Consider the following 21,885-nt stretch of genomic DNA (forward strand, 5'->3'; position numbering starts at 1 on the left):
GTGTTTAAAATTAAATGATGATAAATTTATGCTTGAAAACAAAAAAGAAGTTTCTGCGATAATTATTACGTTCAATCCCGTCCAAGAAGAACTTAAGTTATTAGTCGACAAATTGAAGCTACAAGTTTCGAAAATTTATATAATTGATAATAATTCCTCTGTGCCAATAGATATAGATGACTCTGAACAAGTCGAAGTGACATTTTTATCGGACAACATGGGGATTGCATATGCTCAAAATATTGGTATTAACAAGGCATTAAATGAGGGTTTTATTGACTTTATTTTGTTTGATCAAGACAGTGTTCCATCTGAATCAATGGTAAAAGAGTTGTTTATAGCTCGACAAGCAGCTCAATTTGAAGGTCAAAGAGTTGCAGCCGTTGGTCCTGTTCATATAGATCAAGATACATTTTCTGAATGTTTGTTTATTCGTACATCTAGGTATAGTGTCAATAGGTTCTTGTCGAGTGATAGAAGTGAAAATACCTTTTCTCCATGTGACTTTCTGATAGCTTCTGGTTGCCTTATTTCAAAGGCTACGCTTGATGATATTGGTTATATGGAAGAGGGGCTATTCATTGATTGTGTTGATATTGAATGGGGATTTAGAGCGAAGAGTAAAAATTATGTTTGTATCGCTGCATTTAATGCGAAAATGTATCATAAGGTTGGCGGTGCTCCGTTGAAAGTTTTAGGTCAAAGCCTTACAACTCATTCCCCAGTACGTCATTATTACTATTATCGTAATTTTTGCCGTTTGCTACAAAGGGCATACATACCATTGAGTTGGAAAGTTTATACTCTTATAAGATCAAGCTTACAAGCACTTATTTTTTGTGTATTTCTCAAACCTAGGTTTATGCAATTTAGATGTATTATAAAAGGGGTTTTTCACGGTCTAACCAATCGAAGTGGCAAGTATGAGTAAAAAGATCGTTTACGTAATAAATGTTGATTGGTACTTTCGTCTTCACTGGTTAGAGCGAGCAGAGTACTTCCAATCTTTAGGTTTTGATATTCATATTGTTAGTAGCTTTTCAAATGATGCGATTAAAAATGAATTGGAATCTAAAGGTTTTATTTGTCATCAGTTATCTGTAAAAAGAAAAAGTGTTAACCTTCTTCGAGAGATCGGTAGTATTTTCCGCCTTAAGAGAATATTAGATGAAATTGAACCTGAATTGATACATTGTGTGACAATTAAGCCTAATATATATGCAGGCTTGCTAAATAGATTGTTTTTTAATAAACCGATAATCTATAGTGTAACTGGGTTAGGCGCAGTTTTTAGTTCTAATTCAATTAAATTCAATCTCTTAAGACGTATCATTACTACGCTCTATAAGTCGATCTCTTCTTCTAAATCACGTTTCATTTTTGAAAACAACGAAGATTATCAACTATTTGATGAAATTGGTGTTTTAAAGTACGAAAATGGTCGAGTTGTCAAAGGTGCCGGAATTGATCTAGCTCGCTTTTCTCCTTCAATGTCACCTCTAAATAAGAGTGTTTTGTTCGGTGCTAGACTTTTGAACGAAAAAGGGTTGGCCTGTTTAGTCGAAGCAAAGCAGATTTTAGAAAGCCAAGGTGTTGAATTCACGCTTAATGTTGCGGGGATTATTGATAGCGACGTTTCTTCTGCTATTCCTCTTAGTCAAGTAGAGGCTTGGGCAAGCTCTGGTGATATTAATTGGCTAGGTAACGTGCAAAATATGCCTAAGCTAATAAAAGAAAACGATATAGTGTGTTTGCCTACTACATATGGTGAAGGTGTCCCTCGAATCTTAATCGAGGCAGCTTCTTGCCAAAGAGCGATAATCACAACTGATGTTGTTGGTTGTCGTGAAATCGTATCTCATAATGTTAACGGTTTACTGGCGCAACCAGGAGATGCAATTTCACTTGCTAACTGTTTACGCGCGTTGCTTGAGAATGATGAAAAAACTCTTGAATTTGGCGTTAGGGGGCGTCAAAAAGTTGAAACAGAGTTTTCTCAAGAAATGGTATTTGAAAAAACTCTAAAGGTTTACGATGAGCTTGGTGCTATCCGTTAGCATTGGGTTTATACCCAGTAGGGGCATCTAATAGAATCCTCATAATGCATTCTTCATCAAAGTTATGGCAACACCTATCGAGCTGTTCCAAAAGTGGCTGCATTTCACTCCAACTCAACATCTGCTCTCTGGCTGTCATTATCTTTTGATGGCCACTACCTTCCACATTGTCCCCAATCAAAAGCTCTTCATAAAGCTTTTCTCCTGGGCGTAATCCTGTGAACTTTATAGAAATATCGCCCTCTTGAGGTGATCCTTCTATATTTTCTTGCATACCCATTAGGTGAATCATTCGTTTCGCTAGGTCTAAAATCTTGACTGGCTCGCCCATATCAAGAACGAACACCTGACCATTGTTACCCATGGCCCCTGCTTGGATAACAAGTTGGGCTGCTTCGGGGATCAGCATGAAATAACGAATGATATCAGGGTGAGTTACGGTTACAGGGCCGCCACATTTGATTTGCTTTTTGAATAATGGAACAACCGAGCCCGAAGAGCCTAGAACATTACCAAAACGTACCATTGTGAAATTTGTGGTGTCTTGCTTATCTGCCAACGCTTGAAGAACCAACTCAGCCATGCGCTTGGTTGCCCCCATTACGTTAGTTGGTCTCACTGCTTTATCTGTTGAGATTAGAGTGAAGTTTTTTACCCCTGTTTGGATCGCAGCTTCAGCGCAAGCAAGTGTGCCAAACACATTATTACGAACGCCTTCAACAATATTATCTTCAACTAACGGAACATGTTTATATGCTGCAGCATGGTAAACAGTTTCAACGCCATGCGCTGTCATCAATTTTTCTAAGCGGTTTTGTCTCTGAACGGAGCCAAGAGCTGCAACGATTTGAGTTTCGCTTTTTAAATTTATTTTGGTCGAATTTAGTTCTTGGTCGATTTTATAAAGGTTGTATTCATTTAGCTCAAACAGCACAAGTGTTTTGGGTTTCTGTGACATGATTTGACGACACAGCTCAGAGCCAATAGAGCCTCCGGCGCCAGTAACCATTACATTCTTATTGAAAATGTTTTGTGCTAAAAGTGCCTTGTCAGGGTCCACAGCAGCTCTTCCAAGTAGATCTGCAACGTCTAAGTCTTTTACGTCAGTTGCTGTCGCTTTTCCTGTAGCAATATCTTCTACTGATGGAACGGATTGCACTGCGATTGGCCAATGTGACAATTTTTCAACCAATCTCAAGCGCTCACCTTTATTAATCCCATTAATGGCCAAAAGCAGCTTTACGGGTTGATAAAGTGATTGAAGGTGTTCAAATTCACTTGAGTGGTGGACCTTAAGTCCAAATAATATTTGACCTGACTTTGTAGGGTCGTCATCAAGTAATACGACTGGATTGTATTCATCCCCCTGAATCAGAGCATATGTTAAGTCGCGACCGGTAGCCCCTGCGCCATAAATAAACACATTGGGCTTTTGACGCTTAAACCAATGATAATAAATTGAACGGATAAGTATTCTGGGGCCACCTAGCGTCAGGGTTGCCAAGCCCGCATATATAAATGGGACACTTCTAGGGATGAACGATTGGAAAAAAAATCCACTCATTATTAAAGCTAGGGTCGATATTATAACGCCAAAGAAAATGTTGCCCACGGCTGGTAGCATCATATAACGTAGGACAGCTCGGTACATTCCTAATTTAATGAAGCTATAAATTGTGATTGAAACAGTAATAAAAAGAGTGATTAGTTCCTCTATTTCGACTGAAAAAAAAGCATTTCCAAGCCTTAAGGCAATGGCTAGATAGAGTGAAATCACGATAGCGAAAATATCATAGCCAATACTGATGAAACGCTTGTTCTTGCGTTTGGCATTAAGCAATATATGTATTGGTCTGATCATGGTGTTCCTTAGCGAGCCACTGAGCGTCTTAAGTTTGATGATTATAGTTTTTAGACTGTATTTTAATGTTGTTGAGTGCGGTAAGCTAGTTGTAATTGATTGTTATGTGTCACTCGGTACGTTTACTGTTAATATTGTTTGTTATTTGTTCTACTTTTAGGCTTTTTGCATTATGAGAATTGTAGTCACAGGCAGCACTGGTTTTGTCGGCTCTAGAGTTGTTGAGTTGGCTAGAGAGCGTGACTGGGCAGTCACTCCGGTTGTGCGTAAGCAAATAGGTCCACTAACTAATAGCTTGGTTGTTCCTTCTATTGGCGCATCTACTGATTGGTCGGGTTCATTCGAAGGTGTCGATTGTGTTGTTCACTGTGCAGCTCGTGTTCATCAAATGAATGAGGTCGAGCAAGATGCAGTGATAGCCTATCGAGATATTAATACACTGGGTACATTGAACTTAGCGAAGCAGGCAGCTGATGCGGGCGTTAAGAGATTTGTCTTTGTTAGTTCGATCAAAGTAAACGGTGAGTTTAGCGAGCCCAATTTACCCTTTGGGCCGAATTTAAATAATACTCCTCAAGACCCTTACAGTTTGAGTAAGTATGAAGCTGAAGTTGAGGTGGCTAAGCTCTCAAAAGATACAGGGTTAGAAGTGGTTATTATCAGGCCGCCATTAGTTTATGGACCTGGCGTAAAAGCGAATTTCTTATCTATGATGCGTTTGATTGACAAGGGTATTCCATTACCGTTTGGTGCCATAAAGAACCGTCGAAGCTTGGTGTATCTGGATAATCTATCCAGTTTGATACTGGTGTGCTGTGAACACCCTTTGGCTCCAGGGCATACATTTTTGGCTTCTGATGACCATGATGTATCGACAACTCAATTAATGCGAACAATTGCTCTATCTATGGGAAAAACACCGAGGCTTATACCCGTTCCTATGTCTTGGATAGAGCTGAGTGCTTCAGTGTTAAAAAAACAACAAGTCGCACAAAGAGTATGTGGCAACCTCCAAGTTGATATTTGTTTGACGAAGGAAATTCTGGGGTGGACACCTCCCGTGACCTTTAAGCAAGGAATCAAAAGAACAGTAGAAGCGTACTTGAAGTCGCATTGATGTGTTTTAGATAGCTTGTTACTTTCTTATCCATAAGTTCTTCAGGTGTTTTTGATTAATTAGTAGTACTTATATCGCCCCAGTTTTTAATTCAAATTTAATAGGACTTATATTTTGATTCGTTTATTGGATTTCTTTTTTGCTCTCTTTGGTCTGTTGCTCCTGTGGCCAGTATTTCTCCTTATTTGTATCCTTGGTTACTTTGATACAAGGTCGCCTGTCTTTTTTCAAACGCGTGTAGGTCGTAACAAAAAACCTTTCACCTTGGTTAAATTCCGCACAATGCCTGTCGAAACAAAATCTGTCGCGACTCATTTAGTTGGAGCGAGTTCAGTGACCAAGCTCGGTGGATTCCTGCGTAAAACCAAGCTTGATGAACTGCCTCAGCTATACAACGTGCTTAAAGGTGAAATGAGTTTAGTTGGCCCAAGACCATGTCTGTTTAACCAACAAGAGTTGATTGATGAGAGAGAGTCGAGAGGAGTATTGTCGGTTAGGCCTGGTGTGACGGGATTGGCTCAAATCAATGATATCGACATGTCGACACCGAAAAAATTAGCGGAGTGGGATCAACGCATGATTAACACGTTGAATACTAAGTTTTACTTCCAATACATTATTCAAACAGTATTAGGTAAAGGCTCGGGCGACCGCGTTTAATTTTTCTCTTGCTTTCTTACGTATCTTTGACGTTTTTTAGAATCAGTCTTGTATTGTAAGAGGCTTAGGCAAGGGGCTAAACCTGTAGTGAATGTGGCTGTTTAGAGCGTAGGTTATTGAATGATAAGCACAACTTTAAGTAGCGAAGTCAGTGTTCGTTAGTGAATTTTAGTGTTGACGAGAGCCATGAACTGACACTTGTATTTCCCTGTTTTATGGTGTCACTATACTTAAGCCTATAACGTCACCATGATAGGCTGTTCTCTTTGGTGTTTGTATTCTCATACCTTAATTCGTTTATTTGGAGCATTGGTTTTGCTTGATTGGTTAATTAATCCTGCTGTTCAGGTACTTGGCTTATTCGTTGCAACAATTTGCGGCTTGATACGCTTTCAATCTCAGTCTGATAGAGTGTTTGGTGTATTGTTGTTAGTGCTTTTTACCAGCTCTCTTGTTACGACAGAGCAGGTTATCCAAAGCTTTTCAAATATGGGTTTATTAACTTTGATGCTGTTGGTTATTTGCTCTGTAGCATTAGAGAAAACGAAGCTACTAAGAGTAGTTACCAACTATGTTATTGGACCTAACTATCGTTTCACCTTGCTCAGGTTATTCAGCTTAACCACTTTTTCTTCAGCGATATTGAACAATACTGCGGTCGTTTCCACTATGTTGGCACCGATCCGCAACAACCCGCATCACAAAGCCAGTAAACTACTTATCCCTCTTTCTTATGCTGCCATACTGGGTGGAACCTTAACCTTAGTTGGAACGTCCACTAACTTAATCGTCAATAGTTTGGTTATCGACTCAGGTTTGCCCAGTTTGAGGTTTTTCGACTTTACCGTGGTGGGCTTATGTTTGGTTGTGGGTTGTGGGGTGCTTTTGTTTGCATTAAGCCCATTATTGCCAGAGTACGACAAGAACCAAGTTCAGATCCGTGATTATATTATCGATACTGAAGTCGCTTCAGATTCAGAGCTAATCGGAAAGTCTGTAGAGCAAAATGGTCTTCGACATTTAGAGTCGTTATTTTTGGTCGAAATATTGAGAGAGGGGCGCTTGATATCGCCTGTGACTCCTCAAGAGGTTATTGCACCCAATGATCGCTTGTTGTTTAGTGGTGACGTTAAGAAGATCACGATACTAAGGGAATTCAATGGGCTTTCTTTGTTTGCGAGTAATAGTGGCTTACCCCTTGATAATCTCTCCGAAGTGGTTATTAAACCGGAAAGTAACTTGGTCGGAAAAACACTTAAACATTCAGGCTTTCGTGCTTTGTTTGATGCTGCTGTCGTTGCGATTAAACGCGATGGGGTGGCGTTGTCGGGTAAGCTTGGTGAAGTGACGCTTGAGGCTGGTGACTACTTAGTGCTTGCAGTGGGAAACGATCACTATTCAAGAAATAATATCCGTAAGAATTTTTATTTATTGAGCGAAGTTGAAACGGATCAGTGCTTAAGTGGGTGGAGAGAAAAGCTGACTGTTGTTGGGTTTCTCGGTTCTATCTTGTTGGCGGCGTTAGGTGTTGTGTCTCTTTTTAAAGTGATGTTGATATTATTAGGTGCACTTTTGTTGTCTGGGTGTTTAACGGCTAATGAGGTTCTGCAGCGTTTACCTAAAAATGTTTGGTTAATTATATCCTCCGCCCTGCTCTTGTCTCAGGCTTTAACAAATAGTGGTGCTTTGGGTGGGCTAGAAACAATGGTTCATTCATATGATTATTTGTTTACTCCACTGACGGGCTTGATTGTTGTTTATTTGTTGGCGTGGTTAATGACAGAGTTGGTCACTAACAATGCGGCGGCTGCACTCGTACTTCCTATTGGAATCGAATTGGCTTCGAGTTTATCTGCAAACCCTCAAGCGTATATACTTGCAGTCGCGTTTGGTGCTAGCGCCAGTTTTATTAGCCCATATGGTTACCAAACTAACTTGATGGTGTTTAATGCGGGACAGTATAAGCTGCAAGATTTTGTGAAAGTAGGCGTACCGATGTGCCTGCTTTATGGCTTGATTGTGTTAATCGCAATACCTGCCTTTATTGGATTGTAATTTAAGGACTTCTTTGAAATGAATATTTCTTCAGAGCGTATGACTCATCTAAAGCAATTAGAAGCTGAGTCTATTCATATCATGCGTGAGGTTGCCGCTGAGTTTGATAACCCGGTAATGCTATATTCTGTCGGTAAAGATTCTTCGGTGATGCTCCACCTAGCACAAAAAGCATTTGCGCCAGCGACGCCTCCGTTCCCGTTAATGCACGTAGATACCACGTGGAAGTTTAAAGAAATGATTCAGTTTCGTGACTATATGGCGGAAAAAGTGGGTATGAAGTTGATTGTGCATCAAAACCCTGAAGGGGTAGAGATGGACATCAGCCCATTTGTCCATGGCAGCTCTGTACATACTGATATCATGAAAACCCAAGGCTTGAAGCAAGCTCTGGACAAGCATGGTTTTGATGCTGCATTTGGAGGCGCACGGCGTGATGAAGAAAAATCTCGCGCCAAAGAGCGTGTATATTCTTTCCGCGATGAACATCACCGCTGGGACCCGAAAAACCAACGTCCTGAGCTATGGAATGTGTATAACGGTAAAGTAAATAAAGGCGAGAGCATTCGTGTGTTCCCTTTATCAAACTGGACTGAGCTGGATATCTGGCAATACATCTACCTTGAGAATATTGAAATCCCAGGATTATACCTAGCGGCAAAACGTCCAGTGATTAAGCGTGACGGTATGCTCATAATGAAAGACGATGAGCGGATGGAGCTCAAAGAAGGTGAGGTGATTGAAGAAAAGATGGTTCGTTTCCGCACACTTGGCTGTTACCCGTTGACGGGTGCGGTAGAGTCTGAAGCCGCAACGCTGCCAGAAATTATCCAAGAGATGCTACTCACCACAACGTCTGAACGCCAAGGCCGTGCTATTGATCATGATTCTTCTGGCTCAATGGAGAAGAAGAAACGCGAAGGGTATTTTTAAACTGTTATGACGACTCCATACCAACGTAAAAATAATGACTCGGTGAGTGACGATGTCGTGTGGCATAACTCAACAGTGACCCATCAAGATCGTGTGGCTCAAAAAGGGCAAAATCCAGTCATACTTTGGTTCACAGGTTTAAGTGGTTCTGGTAAATCCACCGTCGCAAATGCCGTTGAAAGTAAACTGCTGCAAATGGGCAAGCACAGTTATCTGCTTGATGGCGATAATGTGCGTCATGGCCTCAATCAAGATTTAGGTTTTTCAGATTCAGACCGCATTGAAAATATCCGCCGCATCGGTGAGGTAGCTAAGCTGTTTGTTGATGCGGGCAATATTGTGTTAACTGCGTTTATCTCACCGTTTATTTCTGATCGCCAACAAGTGCGTGAATTGGTAACTGAAGGTGAATTTCTTGAAGTGTTTGTCGATACCCCGCTAGAGGTGTGTGAAGCACGCGACCCTAAAGGGCTCTACAAGAAAGCACGTGCCGGTGAGATTAAACACTTCACAGGCATCGACTCAGAATACCAAGCACCGGTGAATCCTGAAATCCATCTGCATACTGCAGAGCTATCTATTGAAGCTTGCGCGGATTTTGTCGTAGCTGAACTTGAGAAAAAAGGTTACTTGCAGTTAGGAGGGCAGTATTAATGCATTATGACGTATTTAATGGTGATGCAGATGGAATCATTGCACTACTGCAATTGCGATTCGCTGAGCCAAAAGAGTCCACTTTGACTACCGGTGTGAAGCGCGACATCAAATTGTTAAAACAAGTGGATATCGACAACGCCAGATCAGTGACGGTGCTGGATATATCCATGGAGAAGAATTTACCAGATCTTGCAGCACTGCTACGCAACAACGTCAAAGTTTTCTACTGCGACCATCATCGTAGTGGCGATATCCCAAAATCTGAAAACCTTGACGTATTAATCAATCTTGATGCGGAAATCTGCACCAGTTTATTGATTAACCAACGGCTAGGCGGTAAACACGCTAAGTGGGCTGTGGCTGCGGCATTTGGTGATAACCTATTTTCTTCTGCCCAGAAGTTGGCACAAGAGATTGGCCTGAGCGAATCAGAGATCGAGTTCTTAAAAGAGTTAGGTACTTTGATTAACTATAACGGTTATGGTGCAACGCTGAGCGATTTACACATAGAGCCAGCAGCGCTCTATTTGCAACTCATTGGCTACGTCGATCCGCTATCGCTACTCGATGACGATAACTCGCCGTATCACACACTGAAGAAAGGCTACGAGCTAGACCGTAACCAAGTGTTGAGCATCACGCCAACTTACTCGGATACCCAATGTAAAGTGTTTGAGCTACCGTGTGAAGCTTGGGCAAGGCGCATTAGTGGTGTGTTTGGAAACGAGCTTGCAAATCAAAGCCCTGACTTAGCGCATGCAGTATTAACGCTAAACGCGAGCGAGCAAGATTACACGGTGAGCGTACGTGCACCATTAAACCACCGTGTTGGGGCCGATGATATCTGCTCGTCGTTTGCCACAGGTGGTGGCCGTAAAGCAGCCGCAGGCATTAACGCGTTAACGCTCGATGACAAGCAAAATTTCATCAACACGTTGTCAGCGTATTACGCTCATTAAATGAAATGTAATTGCAGAAGGTACACAGTCACTTTCTGCGATGTGGAGCTAAGGCTCCCATACTCTAGAGTGCAAAGCATTCGAGTAGACAACCCAATTATACAGGGCATTGAAGCCTGAAAAGAAGATTAGGAGAACGATATGTCTCACAGCTCAGAGCTTATCGCAACGGATATCGAAGCATATCTGAAAGTTCATGAAAACAAAGATTTATTGCGCTTCCTCACTTGCGGTAACGTTGATGATGGTAAGTCGACATTGATTGGTCGTCTGCTTTATGATTCAAAGTTGATTTACGAAGACCAAATGGCAGCGATTGAGAAAGACTCTCAGAAATTTAACACCACCGATGGTGATTTTGATCTGGCGCTTTTGGTGGATGGTCTGCAGTCAGAACGAGAGCAAGGTATTACGATTGATGTAGCATACCGCTACTTTTCAACGGATAAGCGCAAGTTCATCATCGCTGATACTCCAGGACACGAGCAGTACACGCGTAATATGGTGACGGGCGCTTCTACTTGTGAGTTAGCGATTGTAATGGTTGATGCTCGTTACGGTATTCAGACACAAACCCGCCGTCACAGCTATATCTGTAGCTTGTTGGGTATTAAGCACATCATTGTCGCTGTCAATAAAATGGACTTGATGGACTATAGTCAAGAGGTGTATCAGAAGATTAAGGCTGATTACCGTGAAATGGCAAAGAACTTCAACATCGATGATATCCGTTTTGTGCCGATTTCAGCCCTGAACGGAGACAACGTGGTGAAATCAAGTGAGGTGATGGATTGGTATCCAGGTGCAACGCTGATGAAGCTGCTTGAAACCGTCAAAATTGACCAAGATAAAGACCTCGAACATATGCGCTTTCCAGTGCAATACGTGAATCGCCCTAATCTAAACTTCCGTGGTTTCTGTGGCACGCTTGCGTCTGGTTTGGTGCAAGTGGGCGATGAAGTGACAGCGCTGCCATCAGGTAAGAGCTCTCGAGTAAAGTCGATTTATACCTTTGATGGTGATCTGGATACCGCACGTCCTGGTCAAGCGATCACGTTAATTCTTGAAGATGAGATTGATGTGTCACGGGGTGATATGCTGGTGCACAACGGTCATGAGCCAAAAGTCACCAATAAGGTCAATGCTCATATCGTATGGATGGGTGAGAACCCAATGCGTACGCATAAAGAGTACATCTTTAAGTTTGCGACCAAATCTTGTGTTGGTAAAGTGACTGGCATCCCTCATAAAATTGATGTCAATACATTAAAACAGCACGCCAAAGAGAGTGAAACGTTAGACCTTAACGAGATTGCTTTGTCTGAGATTGTATTGACGGACAAAATTGCTGTTGATACTTACCAAACACTACCACAAACTGGGTCATTCATTGTGATTGACCGTCATAATAATGTGACAGTAGGTGCGGGTATGGTTGAATCGGTATCGGATGAAAAAGAAGAAGGCCGTGTCTACTCTTCATCAGAAAAAGACTTGAATACCTACGTGCGCAAGCACTTCCCAGAGTGGGGGTGTGCAGAGATCTAACCTCATCAGGCTGCAGTATCGCACAGTACTTGGTCATTATGTTCTTAGGCAAAGGTGCGGAGATAGGGTGTGACGTATCACTTGTGGTGTGATTTCAACCTATTAGTAATCTAGATTCGTGCCTTAATTGCACTGCACCTGTAAGTTATCAGCGATATCATGTCGCTGACTTTATTCATTAAGTGACGCTTTTTTTCATATCCGATCATCCTACCTGCGACGTTTCTTGATCTTCCGCTACAGTTTTGACTGTAAACTGTAGTAAAATTACGCTAATTTGTTTTTATACCGATTTATTTTGAATTGAACGAGGTCAGTCCTATGTCAGCTAAGAAGCCAATGGCTCTAGTGATCCTTGACGGTTACGGTTACCGTGAAGACAACCAAGACAACGCTATCGCGAACGCTAATACACCTGTATTAGACGGTCTTATTGCTAACCAACCTAACACGCTAATCTCGGCTTCTGGCTTAGATGTAGGCCTACCTGATGGCCAAATGGGTAACTCTGAAGTGGGTCACACCAACATCGGTGCGGGTCGTGTGGTATATCAAGATCTTACTCGTATTACTAAGTCAATTTCAGATGGAGAGTTCGGCCAAACTGAAGCGCTAGTGAATGCGGTTGATAAAGCGGTGAAAGCTGATAAAGCAGTGCACATCATGGGCCTTATGTCTCCAGGTGGCGTTCACTCTCATGAAGATCACATCTATGCAGCTGTTGAAATGGCAGCAGAGCGTGGCGCAGAGAAAATTTACCTACACGCATTCCTAGACGGTCGTGATACACCGCCACGTAGCGCAGAAAACACACTTGCACGTTTCCAAGAGCTATTCGCTAAGCTAGGTAAAGGTCGTGTTGCTTCGCTTATTGGTCGTTACTACGCAATGGACCGTGATAACAACTGGGATCGCGTTCAAGAATCTTACGACCTGCTGACTCAAGCAAAAGCAGAGTTCACATTCGACACTGCAGTAGCTGGCCTAGAAGCGGCTTACGCTCGTGACGAAAACGATGAGTTCGTGAAAGCGACTGAAATTAAAGCGGAAGGCGAAGAGTCTGCCGCTATCGTTGATGGCGATGCGGTTATCTTCATGAACTACCGTGCTGACCGTGCTCGTGAAATCACACGTGCATTCGTTCCTGATTTCGATGGTTTTGCTCGTAACGCATTCCCAGCGATCGATTTCGTGATGCTAACTCAATACGCAGCAGATATTCCTCTTCTATGTGCATTCCCACCGGCTTCTCTAGAGAACACCTACGGTGAATGGCTATCGAAAGAAGGCAAAACGCAGCTACGTATCTCTGAAACAGAGAAATACGCGCACGTGACGTTCTTCTTCAACGGCGGCAAAGAAGACGAGTTTGAAGGCGAAGAGCGTCAGCTTGTTGCTTCTCCAAAAGTAGCAACGTACGACCTGCAACCAGAAATGAGCGCGCCAGAGCTAACTGAAAAGCTAGTTGCAGCAATCAAAGGCGGCAAATACGACGCTATCGTGTGTAACTTCCCTAACTGTGACATGGTTGGCCACACTGGCGTTTACGATGCAGCGGTTAAAGCGGTAGAGTCGCTAGACGAATGTCTTGGCAAAGTGGTTGAAGCAATCAAAGAAGCCGATGGCCAACTGCTTATCACCGCTGACCACGGTAACGCGGAAATGATGGTAAACCCAGAAACGGGCGGCATCCACACTGCACACACTAACCTACCAGTGCCACTTATCTACGTAGGTAGTAAAGACGTTGAGTTCAAAGAAGGCGGTAAACTGTCTGATCTTGCACCAACGATGCTTTCTCTGTCTGGTATTGATATCCCAGTTGAAATGTCAGGTGACGTGATCGTTAAGTAGTTACTGTTTTAGATAAATAGTTTTAACTTTCATTGAATACTAGAACGGCTGCGCGTGAGTGTAGCCGTTTTTTTGTATCTGGAGTTTGAGGAATAGATTATCGTTTACTCGTTACCTTCTTATCCCGTCATTCCAGAATTGAGGAACGAAATATCTGGAATCTTATGTTTAGTATAGCTTGTCATACATAAAGAGAGATTCCCTATCACGCTCGTCCCTCGCTGTAGGCAATAACAGAGAGTTATTTGCTAGCTTGAGCTCTCACACGAAGCGCAAACAAATACCCTGAAATACCCCCCATGATGTTCCCTAATGCTAAGCCGATAAACAACCCTTCGACGCCATCAATTTGGCTGCCTATCCAAGCAAACGGCAATGTAAATACGAACAGGCGCATGAAGCTCCATTGAAAGGCTTTGAGTGGTTGATGCATGGCATTCATCGCGCTGAGCAGCATCATTACAATGCCTTGGAATCCATAGCTAAAGGGGACAACTAACAAGTAATGCCACAAGATGCCTCGCACAGACTCTTCTTGAGAAAATAGGGCGGCTAAAGGGATGCTCAATGGCACCATCATTAAGAAAATCAAACCTTGGAACATCACCGCAAAGCGCATGCTTAAGAACAGAGCTTTGAAACTACGCTGTGGATTATCAGCGCCAAAGTTCTGTGCCATGAAAGGCGTGAGGGCAGAAGTTAAAGACATCAACACGATGATCAAAATTGATTCAATACGCTGGGCAGCTCCGTAAGCTGCCACTGCTTCTGTTCCTTGTTTGGCTAACATCATCATGATTATGGCGCCAGCAAGTGGGTTCAGAGCATTAGAAAGAGCAGCGGGTGTGCCGATGGTTAAGATCTGTTTCCAGTCATCGATGATGCTTTTTAGTTTGGGCGGAGCAAGCAGTTTTGCTCGTATGGATAACACATACAGTGAACCACATAACGCACCAAACCAACTGAAGCCACTGGCAATGGCTGCGCCCTGAATCCCTAGCTCTGGGAAAGGACCGTAACCGAAGATCAGCAGCGGGTCGAGAATGCCGTTAATAAGGCCGGCCAGCATCATAATCTTGGCGGGTGTTTTGGTGTCGCCACTGGCTCGTATTGCGCTGTTGCCTGCCATAGGAATAACAAGCAGCGGTATCGCTAAATACCAAACCGACATGTACTCGGATATCAGTGGCAGTAACTCGGGTTCTGCCCCCAATAAGGCAAACATGGGTTCAAGTGTTACAAGCCCCAGAGTTGATGCAAAACCAACAAGAAGCACCGCAAGTAATAAACCGTGACAAGTAAAGCGAGCTGCATTTTGCGCGCAACCTTGGCCAAGTAATCTTCCAATACATGTCGACAAGCCAATGCCTATGCCCATGGTAATGCAGTTTATGGCGAAGGTGACTGGGAAGGTAAAGCTCACCGCTGCGAGTGCTTGTGTGCCGAGCAATGAGATAAAGAAAGTATCGACAAGGTTAAACATCAAGATCGCCACCATGCCGAAGATAGTCGGTATGGTCATGGTGCGTAGAGTCTGTGCTATCGGGGCCGTGAGAAGCCCATGCTTATCTTGCATGTAAAACGCCGTTGGAACTAAAACCGTAGGATAAACAGATGTGGGATACGAGTAAACGAAAAGCAAGGAAAGATGAGGGGTGAGAATCTGCTCTTTCGATCACAATTTTTTCTTTCCCCCCTTGGGTTCTTCCACATCGCCCCAACATACTCTTTAACCCCATGCCAATCGTGGCAACTATCATATTAAATGGAAATTATCAGGAGATACGACCGATGAATATCCGTCCTCTACACGACCGAGTTATCGTTGAGCGCCAAGAAGTTGAATCTAAATCTGCTGGTGGCATCGTTCTAACAGGTTCTGCCGCTGAAAAATCAACGCGCGGTACTATTCTAGCTGTTGGTAAAGGCCGCATTCTAGAAAATGGTTCAGTACAACCATTGGACGTTAAAGTTGGCGATACCGTTATCTTCTCTGAAGGCTACGGCACTAAAACTGAAAAGATCGACGGCAAAGAAGTTCTGATCATGTCTGAAAACGACATCATGGCGATCGTTGAGTAATCCGACCCATCAAACTGAACTGACTGAATAAAGAATTTTAAAGGAAATTAAGATGGCTGCTAAAGACGTTAAATTTGGTAACGACGCACGTATTAAAATGCTAGAAGGTGTAAACGTTCTGGCTGACGCAGTAAAAGTAACGCTAGGTCCTAAAGGCCGTAACGTTGTTCTAGACAAATCATTTGGCGCACCAACGATCACGAAAGATGGTGTTTCAGTTGCACGTGAAATCGAACTTGAAGACAAGTTCCAAAACATGGGCGCACAAATGGTTAAAGAAGTGGCTTCGCAAGCGAATGACGCGGCGGGCGATGGAACAACGACAGCAACAGTATTGGCTCAGTCTATTATTGCTGAAGGCCTAAAAGCCGTTGCTGCTGGCATGAACCCAATGGATCTTAAGCGCGGCATCGACAAAGCGGTTATCGCAGCTGTTGAAGAGCTGAAGAACCTTTCTGTTCCTTGTTCAGACACGAAAGCTATCGCGCAAGTAGGTACTATCTCTGCGAACTCTGATTCGACAGTGGGTAACATCATTGCTGAAGCGATGGAAAAAGTAGGTCGTGATGGCGTTATCACGGTTGAAGAAGGTCAGGCTCTGCAAGACGAGCTAGACGTAGTTGAAGGTATGCAGTTCGACCGCGGTTACCTATCTCCTTACTTCATCAACAACCAAGAAGCCGGTTCTGTTGATCTTGAAAGCCCATTCATTCTTCTAATCGACAAGAAAGTGTCGAACATCCGTGAACTTCTTCCGACTCTAGAAGCAGTTGCTAAGGCATCTCGTCCACTTCTTATCATCGCTGAAGATGTAGAAGGCGAAGCACTAGCAACTCTTGTTGTGAACAACATGCGCGGCATCGTTAAAGTGGCTGCAGTTAAAGCACCTGGTTTCGGCGACCGTCGTAAATCTATGCTGCAAGACATCGCAATCCTAACGGGCGGCACGGTTATCTCTGAAGAGATTGGCCTAGACCTTGAAAAAGTAACGCTAGAAGACCTAGGTCAAGCTAAGCGCATTACTATCACCAAAGAAAACTCAACTATCATTGATGGTGCGGGCGATGAAGTGATGATCAAAGGTCGCGTTTCTCAAATTCGTCAACAAATCGAAGATGCAACGTCTGACTACGATAAAGAAAAACTTCAAGAGCGCGTAGCTAAGCTAGCTGGCGGTGTTGCAGTAATCAAAGTAGGCGCTGCAACTGAAGTTGAGATGAAAGAGAAGAAAGACCGCGTAGAAGATGCACTTCACGCAACTCGCGCTGCTGTTGAAGAAGGTGTGGTTGCTGGTGGTGGTGTTGCACTTATCCGCGCTGCATCTAAAGTTGCTGGCCTTGAAGGCGACAACGAAGAGCAAAACGTAGGTATCCGTGTTGCACTACGTGCAATGGAAGCGCCTATTCGTCAAATCACTAAGAACGCAGGTGATGAAGAGTCTGTTGTTGCTAACAATGTTCGTGCTGGCGAAGGTAACTACGGTTACAACGCGGCTACTGGCGAATACGGCGACATGATTACAATGGGTATCCTAGATCCAACTAAGGTAACTCGTTCTGCACTTCAGTTCGCAGCATCCGTTGCTGGTCTTATGATCACAACAGAAGCGATGATCACTGATAAGCCACAAGATTCTGGCCCTGCAATGCCTGATATGGGTGGCATGGGCGGTATGGGGGGCATGGGCGGCATGATGTAATCATCCCCCTTTCTCGTAACAGAGAAAGTCATACATAAGCTTTAGAAAACGGAGACTTCGGTCTCCGTTTTTTTATGCTTTGAAATCGTCACTCCCGACAGCGAGGCACGAGCGTGATAGGGAATCTTTATCGTCTACTTATAGAAACCTGACTGCCGATGGTTACTCTTGCCTCTCATGATATCCTCCGCTCAATATTGCTCTTTATGATTTTGGGTCTTATATTCAATGGTACAGTTATGACATTGATTTAACATGGATAGCTGTTGAGTGAAGGACAATAAATACTTGATTGAATATAGATTAATCAAGTCAACAATAAGTCAGTGGAGACTCCCCAATGAAAAAATTACTTTCAGTACTTGCTGTATCTGCAGCGGTAATGGCACCGGCAGCATTTGCTTCTTCGCCTGTTATGTTTTCAACGATCAATGGTTTCAACGCTCCGGATTCAGATGCGGTTGGCGGTGTACGTCTGGCTCTGCTTCACGGGCAAGTCAATGACCTTAAAGGTGTCGACCTTGCAGTTGTTGGTATGTCTGAGACGCAAACCACAACAGGTGTGAACCTTGGTATTTTTGGTGCATCAAAAGTAAACCAAGAAATGACAGGTGCTTCACTAGGTTTCTTTAACTGGAACACAGGTAAAACAACAGGTGTTAACCTAGGTGCTGTTAACATTACTAATGATGTAAAAGGCGCGAACGTGAGTTTCGTAAACTATTCTGAAGGGAACACTATGGTGGATGTTGGCGCTGCGAACCTTTCAGAGGTGTCGACGGTTCAGGTTGGTATCTTCAACAAAACCAATAAAATTGAAGGTGTACAGATTGGCCTGATCAACTGTGCTGACAATGGTTTTTTCCCGTGCTTCCCAATTGTGAATTTCGCTAAGTAAGACGGTAGCCGCGCTGGTTTCAATATTGGTGAGCGACGTTCTTACCAAGGCTTAAAGCTATCCATGATTGAACCTATCAACGCCTTTACTTCTATGTTTAGGCGTTATTTTACATCTGCTATCTCACTCCTTAAACGTTACTGTAAGCATGTTGTTTTATACTCTTGTTGCGATGTTCTCACTTGTGGGTACAATGTGCGCTAAATTTTCAACGATGACTTACATGCTTTGATTAATCCCCATACCGTCGATTTTAAAAAGGCTTTCTTAAGTCTGACCGCCAGCTTTTTAGTGGTTTTTAGCTTGTTACTTGTTGATTCAGCGGAAGAGTCAGAAAAGCAGTATGGAATTGAAAACCAAGGCGTGACACGCTCTTTAGCGGAGCTTACACAGATTATTAATGCTCTTGAATATAATATTACCGCACTTTATCCGCTGCATGGGGATGCCTACGTATTCTCACATGAGCAAAAGGTCGAAGGTGATACGTGTTACTTCATTAGTGAAGAGCAAGCTGCCCCTAGATTTGATTTTATGTTCTCTGGCCCAAGTGAGATGTGCGATCTAAAGTCGGATCTTCATTTAGAAGCTGGTAGGCGCATGTTTATCGCACCCACCATGGCTTACTTTGCGAATACCATTGATACCATCTCTGCGATTTACTTTATCTCCAAAGATAAATTTATTATATCGTCGCCTTCCGATTTCGCCCGTTACATTAAAGGTGACACCTTTGATTCAGTCGTCAATAGTCGCCCTTATTGGGTGAATACGATTCGTTTTGGCTTAGCTCAGGGTCAAGATCAAGTGGTGTATACCGGCCAATACGATGACTACCTAACAGGGAAGAAGGTAGTGACCTTAACCAAAGGTATCTATGTTGATGGTGAGTTTAAAGGAGTACTCGGTGTTGATGGTTACGTCTCTAATCTCGTCTCTAATCCCGTTCATGGATACAAGGTGACGAGCGCAAGAGGAGTAAACAAATATGGGCTGTTGGACTTTACCTATTCACGACCTTTGTACGTCGATGGAATTAATACTGAGTTATACCTGACTATTGAAGAAGGAAAGAGTGAGCATTTTTTACATTTGCTGGAACTGGAGCGGGTTCAATTACTGATTTTGTTAGCTTTGTACTTTATCTCAGCACTATGGTTGTGGCGGTTTTATACCAAGCAAGAGCACAAGCGATTGAAGAATTTAGCGATGCTCGACCCATTGACTGGTTTATATAATCGGCGTGGTTTTGAAGCTCGGTTGCTGAACCAAAATGAGGAGCCAATTATTGGTGTTGGCGTATTTGATATCGATGATTTCAAAGTGGTGAATGATCAGTATGGTCATAAGGTGGGAGATGAGGTGATTTGCCATGTTGCTCAGTTAATGCTGAACAGCGTTAGGCAGAAAGATATCGTGGCGAGATTTGGTGGTGAAGAGTTTGTTGTCGCGATTACGGGCGAATCATCCGAATTACTTTCATCGATCTTTGAACGAATTCAAAATGACATTAGTTTACAAAGTTATCGATGCGCGACCGGTGACAAGATTAATATATCAGTCTCTGGGGGAGCGACGCTTTACTCTCTGTTCAAGTTCGACAGCATTGGACACTTGTGGGAAAACCAGAGTATTCGTTCATCAGATGAGCAGCTTTATAAGGCGAAGGCCGCAGGCAAGAATCAAGTGTCTATTCACGTACATTAATCTGTGAACTGCAGTTTAGAGCCTAGTCGTTTGCTAGGCTCTTTTTTATCTAAGGAAAAAGACCCTTAAGATGAAACAGTAGCTAAGAATAAAATGCAGATAAGGCCAAGTGTCTTCCGACGAGGTGTTACTTCTTCACGCGGACTTTTCTCATCCACTTCTGGTGAACACCACGGCGTAAGCTCTGGAAGCTGTTTTCTACCTTGTCTACCCCAAGCAGAATCACTAGCGCCATTAGCGTGATAATAACCGACTGCGAAAGGTGGCCAAGTGCGATCATCATACCTAATGCAGCGAGTACCCAGATAATCGCCGCTGACGTTACACCATGAATCTTTCCATCCAATGTCATCATTACCCCAGCACCAAGGAATCCAACCCCCGTAATTATCTGACCAAGTACACGAGCTTGATCGAGAGTGTTGGGGGATAGGCTAATCGCCATGGTGAGGAAGAAGTAAGTACCGCTAATGATAAGGATCGATGTCCGGATCCCGACGGGTTTACCGCGTGTTTGCCTTTCGATTCCGATTAAAGAACCACACAACATGCATGCTGCGAGGCCTGCCCAGCTAAAGGGGGCAAGGTTGAGAGCTTGTTCTATAAATTGTGACATATCACCCCTCCTAAGAATTTAGAATAGAGCCGAGTATGCTAATAATAGACCGGACGATCGAACAAAAAATTTTTGTCGTGAAGGTGCATTTAGCAACGTGTTGTCGTTACAGATAAGCTTAGTCGCTTTTTGAAGCTCGCTCGTTATTCAATGTTTAGGTCGAGTGGTGTTTTGCTACTGCGTCCGCCAATTTCACGGGTTAACTTAGGTACTAGATAGCCAGAAACCTCAGAGATTAATCCCTTAAAGTGGTGTTTCGCTTCTTCATCGGAGATATAGAAATGAGCAGCTCCCTGAACTTTATCAAGTACATGCATGTAGTAAGGTAAAATACCGGCGTCGAATAGCTTTTCACTTAATTTTTTCAATGAGCTAGCGCTGTTATTTACGCCTTTTAGCATTACGCCTTGGTTGAGCAGAGTCGCACCAGTTTGCTTCAGCTTATGGAAGGCCTGCTTGAGCTCTAAGTTGATTTCATTGGCATGATTAATATGGCTAACCATGACTACTTTAAGACGAGTGTTAGCTAATGTTTGGCATAGTTCATCAGTCACTCGCGCCGGAATCACGACAGGTAATCGGCTGTGAATTCGAACGGTTTTCACATGTGGAATTTGTTCGATAGCATTGATCAGCCACTCTAGTTCGCTGTCTTTGGCCATAAGAGGATCGCCGCCAGACAAGATCACCTCGTTGATCTCGGGATGTTGAGCCACATAATCGAGGCTAGTTTGCCAAACAGACTTAGATCCTTTGTTATCTTGATAAGGGAAATGACGGCGAAAGCAGTAACGGCAGTTAATCGCGCAGCCACCTTTCACGATCATTAGCGCGCGGCTTTTGTATTTGTGTAGTAGTCCCGGAATCGCGTTTTCTTGCTCTTCTAAGGGGTCAGCAGAATAGCCTTGGTGCACATCAAACTCTTCACTTAGCGGTAAAACTTGTCTTAGCAAAGGGTCGTGTGGATTGCCTTTTTCCATTCGCTCAACAAAGCTAAGAGGAACTCGAAGTGAAAACAGCTCACGTGCTGCGAATCCTTTTTGCCACGGTGTTGGGTCTATTTCCAATGCTTCAAGCAGTTTTGTCGGGTCAGAGATCGCATTCGATAGTTGTTTGAGCCAGTTTTGCTCAACAGATTCGACTTTTCGGGTTATGATATGCGGCATTGAAATTAACTCAAAG

The 21,885-nt window shown here is 43.3% G+C and carries 18 protein-coding genes; 14 read left to right on the top strand and 4 right to left on the bottom strand.

The annotated features are described in order from the left end of the window. The first annotated feature begins 28 nt into the window (after positions 1 to 28). Positions 29 to 931 (top strand): glycosyltransferase family 2 protein, encoded by a 903-nt coding sequence (locus tag AB4513_RS18680; protein WP_009847936.1) that lies wholly within the window; start codon positions 29 to 31, stop codon positions 929 to 931. Further along, positions 924 to 2,057 carry a glycosyltransferase family 4 protein gene (locus AB4513_RS18685; RefSeq protein WP_009847935.1) on the top strand — a complete coding sequence of 378 codons (1,134 nt, stop codon included), beginning with the start codon at positions 924 to 926 and terminating at the stop codon, positions 2,055 to 2,057. The genes AB4513_RS18680 and AB4513_RS18685 overlap by 8 nt, the downstream gene beginning before the upstream one ends. Here the strand turns inward: AB4513_RS18685 and AB4513_RS18690 are convergent. Next, on the bottom strand, positions 2,047 to 3,918 hold the full coding sequence (locus tag AB4513_RS18690; protein WP_009847934.1) for a nucleoside-diphosphate sugar epimerase/dehydratase: 1,872 nt from the start codon (positions 3,916 to 3,918) through the stop codon (positions 2,047 to 2,049). The two genes, AB4513_RS18685 and AB4513_RS18690, sit on opposite strands and share 11 nt — an antisense overlap. Positions 3,919 to 4,090: 172 nt before the next feature. On the opposite strand from AB4513_RS18690, the gene AB4513_RS18695 reads away from it, so the two are divergent. The 8 genes from AB4513_RS18695 (at position 4,091) to gpmM (ending at position 13,701) form a co-directional block, all read left to right on the top strand. Then, positions 4,091 to 5,035, top strand: coding sequence for an SDR family oxidoreductase (locus AB4513_RS18695; protein ID WP_009847933.1), 945 nt, complete (start codon positions 4,091 to 4,093; stop codon positions 5,033 to 5,035). A 111-nt stretch (positions 5,036 to 5,146) separates the two neighbouring features. Further along, entirely contained in the window at positions 5,147 to 5,695 is a 549-nt protein-coding gene (locus AB4513_RS18700; protein WP_102257563.1) for a sugar transferase, read from the top strand. A 315-nt stretch (positions 5,696 to 6,010) separates the two neighbouring features. Next, entirely contained in the window at positions 6,011 to 7,750 is a 1,740-nt protein-coding gene (locus tag AB4513_RS18705; protein ID WP_009847931.1) for an SLC13 family permease, read from the top strand. A gap of 18 nt (positions 7,751 to 7,768) precedes the next feature. After that, the gene (gene cysD, locus AB4513_RS18710; RefSeq protein ID WP_009847930.1) at positions 7,769 to 8,683 is read left to right on the top strand and encodes a sulfate adenylyltransferase subunit CysD; all 915 of its coding nucleotides are present in this window, start codon (positions 7,769 to 7,771) and stop codon (positions 8,681 to 8,683) included. A gap of 6 nt (positions 8,684 to 8,689) precedes the next feature. Continuing rightward, positions 8,690 to 9,337 (top strand): adenylyl-sulfate kinase, encoded by a 648-nt coding sequence (cysC, locus tag AB4513_RS18715; RefSeq protein WP_009847929.1) that lies wholly within the window; start codon positions 8,690 to 8,692, stop codon positions 9,335 to 9,337. Beyond that, complete coding sequence (locus tag AB4513_RS18720; RefSeq protein ID WP_009847928.1) at positions 9,337 to 10,299, top strand: hypothetical protein; 963 nt, start codon at positions 9,337 to 9,339, stop codon at positions 10,297 to 10,299. Before cysC ends, AB4513_RS18720 begins: the two co-directional genes overlap by 1 nt. A gap of 141 nt (positions 10,300 to 10,440) precedes the next feature. Then, entirely contained in the window at positions 10,441 to 11,847 is a 1,407-nt protein-coding gene (cysN, locus tag AB4513_RS18725) for a sulfate adenylyltransferase subunit CysN (RefSeq protein WP_009847927.1), read from the top strand. Between the two features lie 321 nt (positions 11,848 to 12,168). After that, complete coding sequence (gene gpmM / locus AB4513_RS18730; protein ID WP_009847926.1) at positions 12,169 to 13,701, top strand: 2,3-bisphosphoglycerate-independent phosphoglycerate mutase; 1,533 nt, start codon at positions 12,169 to 12,171, stop codon at positions 13,699 to 13,701. Positions 13,702 to 13,942: 241 nt separating this feature from the next. Here the strand turns inward: gpmM and AB4513_RS18735 are convergent, their stop codons facing one another. Further along, positions 13,943 to 15,277, bottom strand: coding sequence for an MATE family efflux transporter (locus AB4513_RS18735; RefSeq protein WP_102257564.1), 1,335 nt, complete (start codon positions 15,275 to 15,277; stop codon positions 13,943 to 13,945). A 215-nt stretch (positions 15,278 to 15,492) separates the two neighbouring features. Between AB4513_RS18735 and AB4513_RS18740 the strand changes: the two genes are divergently transcribed. From AB4513_RS18740 to AB4513_RS18755, 4 genes are all read left to right on the top strand, one after another. Further along, positions 15,493 to 15,783 carry a co-chaperone GroES gene (locus AB4513_RS18740; protein WP_004733324.1) on the top strand — a complete coding sequence of 97 codons (291 nt, stop codon included), beginning with the start codon at positions 15,493 to 15,495 and terminating at the stop codon, positions 15,781 to 15,783. Positions 15,784 to 15,835: 52 nt separating this feature from the next. Beyond that, the gene (gene groL, locus AB4513_RS18745; RefSeq protein ID WP_009847924.1) at positions 15,836 to 17,482 is read left to right on the top strand and encodes a chaperonin GroEL; all 1,647 of its coding nucleotides are present in this window, start codon (positions 15,836 to 15,838) and stop codon (positions 17,480 to 17,482) included. A 340-nt stretch (positions 17,483 to 17,822) separates the two neighbouring features. Beyond that, on the top strand, positions 17,823 to 18,380 hold the full coding sequence (locus AB4513_RS18750) for a VC2662 family protein (RefSeq protein WP_009847923.1): 558 nt from the start codon (positions 17,823 to 17,825) through the stop codon (positions 18,378 to 18,380). 273 nt (positions 18,381 to 18,653) lie between these two features. Beyond that, a complete protein-coding gene (locus AB4513_RS18755) occupies positions 18,654 to 20,087 on the top strand; it encodes a sensor domain-containing diguanylate cyclase (protein WP_083784137.1) in 1,434 nt (477 codons plus the stop codon). A gap of 127 nt (positions 20,088 to 20,214) precedes the next feature. On the opposite strand, the gene AB4513_RS18760 is transcribed toward AB4513_RS18755, so the two are convergent. Together AB4513_RS18760 and epmB are read right to left on the bottom strand one after the other, a co-directional pair. After that, positions 20,215 to 20,703 carry an MgtC/SapB family protein gene (locus tag AB4513_RS18760; RefSeq protein WP_009847921.1) on the bottom strand — a complete coding sequence of 163 codons (489 nt, stop codon included), beginning with the start codon at positions 20,701 to 20,703 and terminating at the stop codon, positions 20,215 to 20,217. Positions 20,704 to 20,846: 143 nt separating this feature from the next. Next, on the bottom strand, positions 20,847 to 21,869 hold the full coding sequence (gene epmB / locus AB4513_RS18765; RefSeq protein ID WP_009847920.1) for an EF-P beta-lysylation protein EpmB: 1,023 nt from the start codon (positions 21,867 to 21,869) through the stop codon (positions 20,847 to 20,849). Positions 21,870 to 21,885 lie beyond the last annotated feature (16 nt).

Origin of the sequence: Vibrio sp. 10N.222.54.E6 (assembly GCF_041473955.1) — a bacterium.
GTDB lineage: Bacteria > Pseudomonadota > Gammaproteobacteria > Enterobacterales > Vibrionaceae > Vibrio > Vibrio tasmaniensis_A.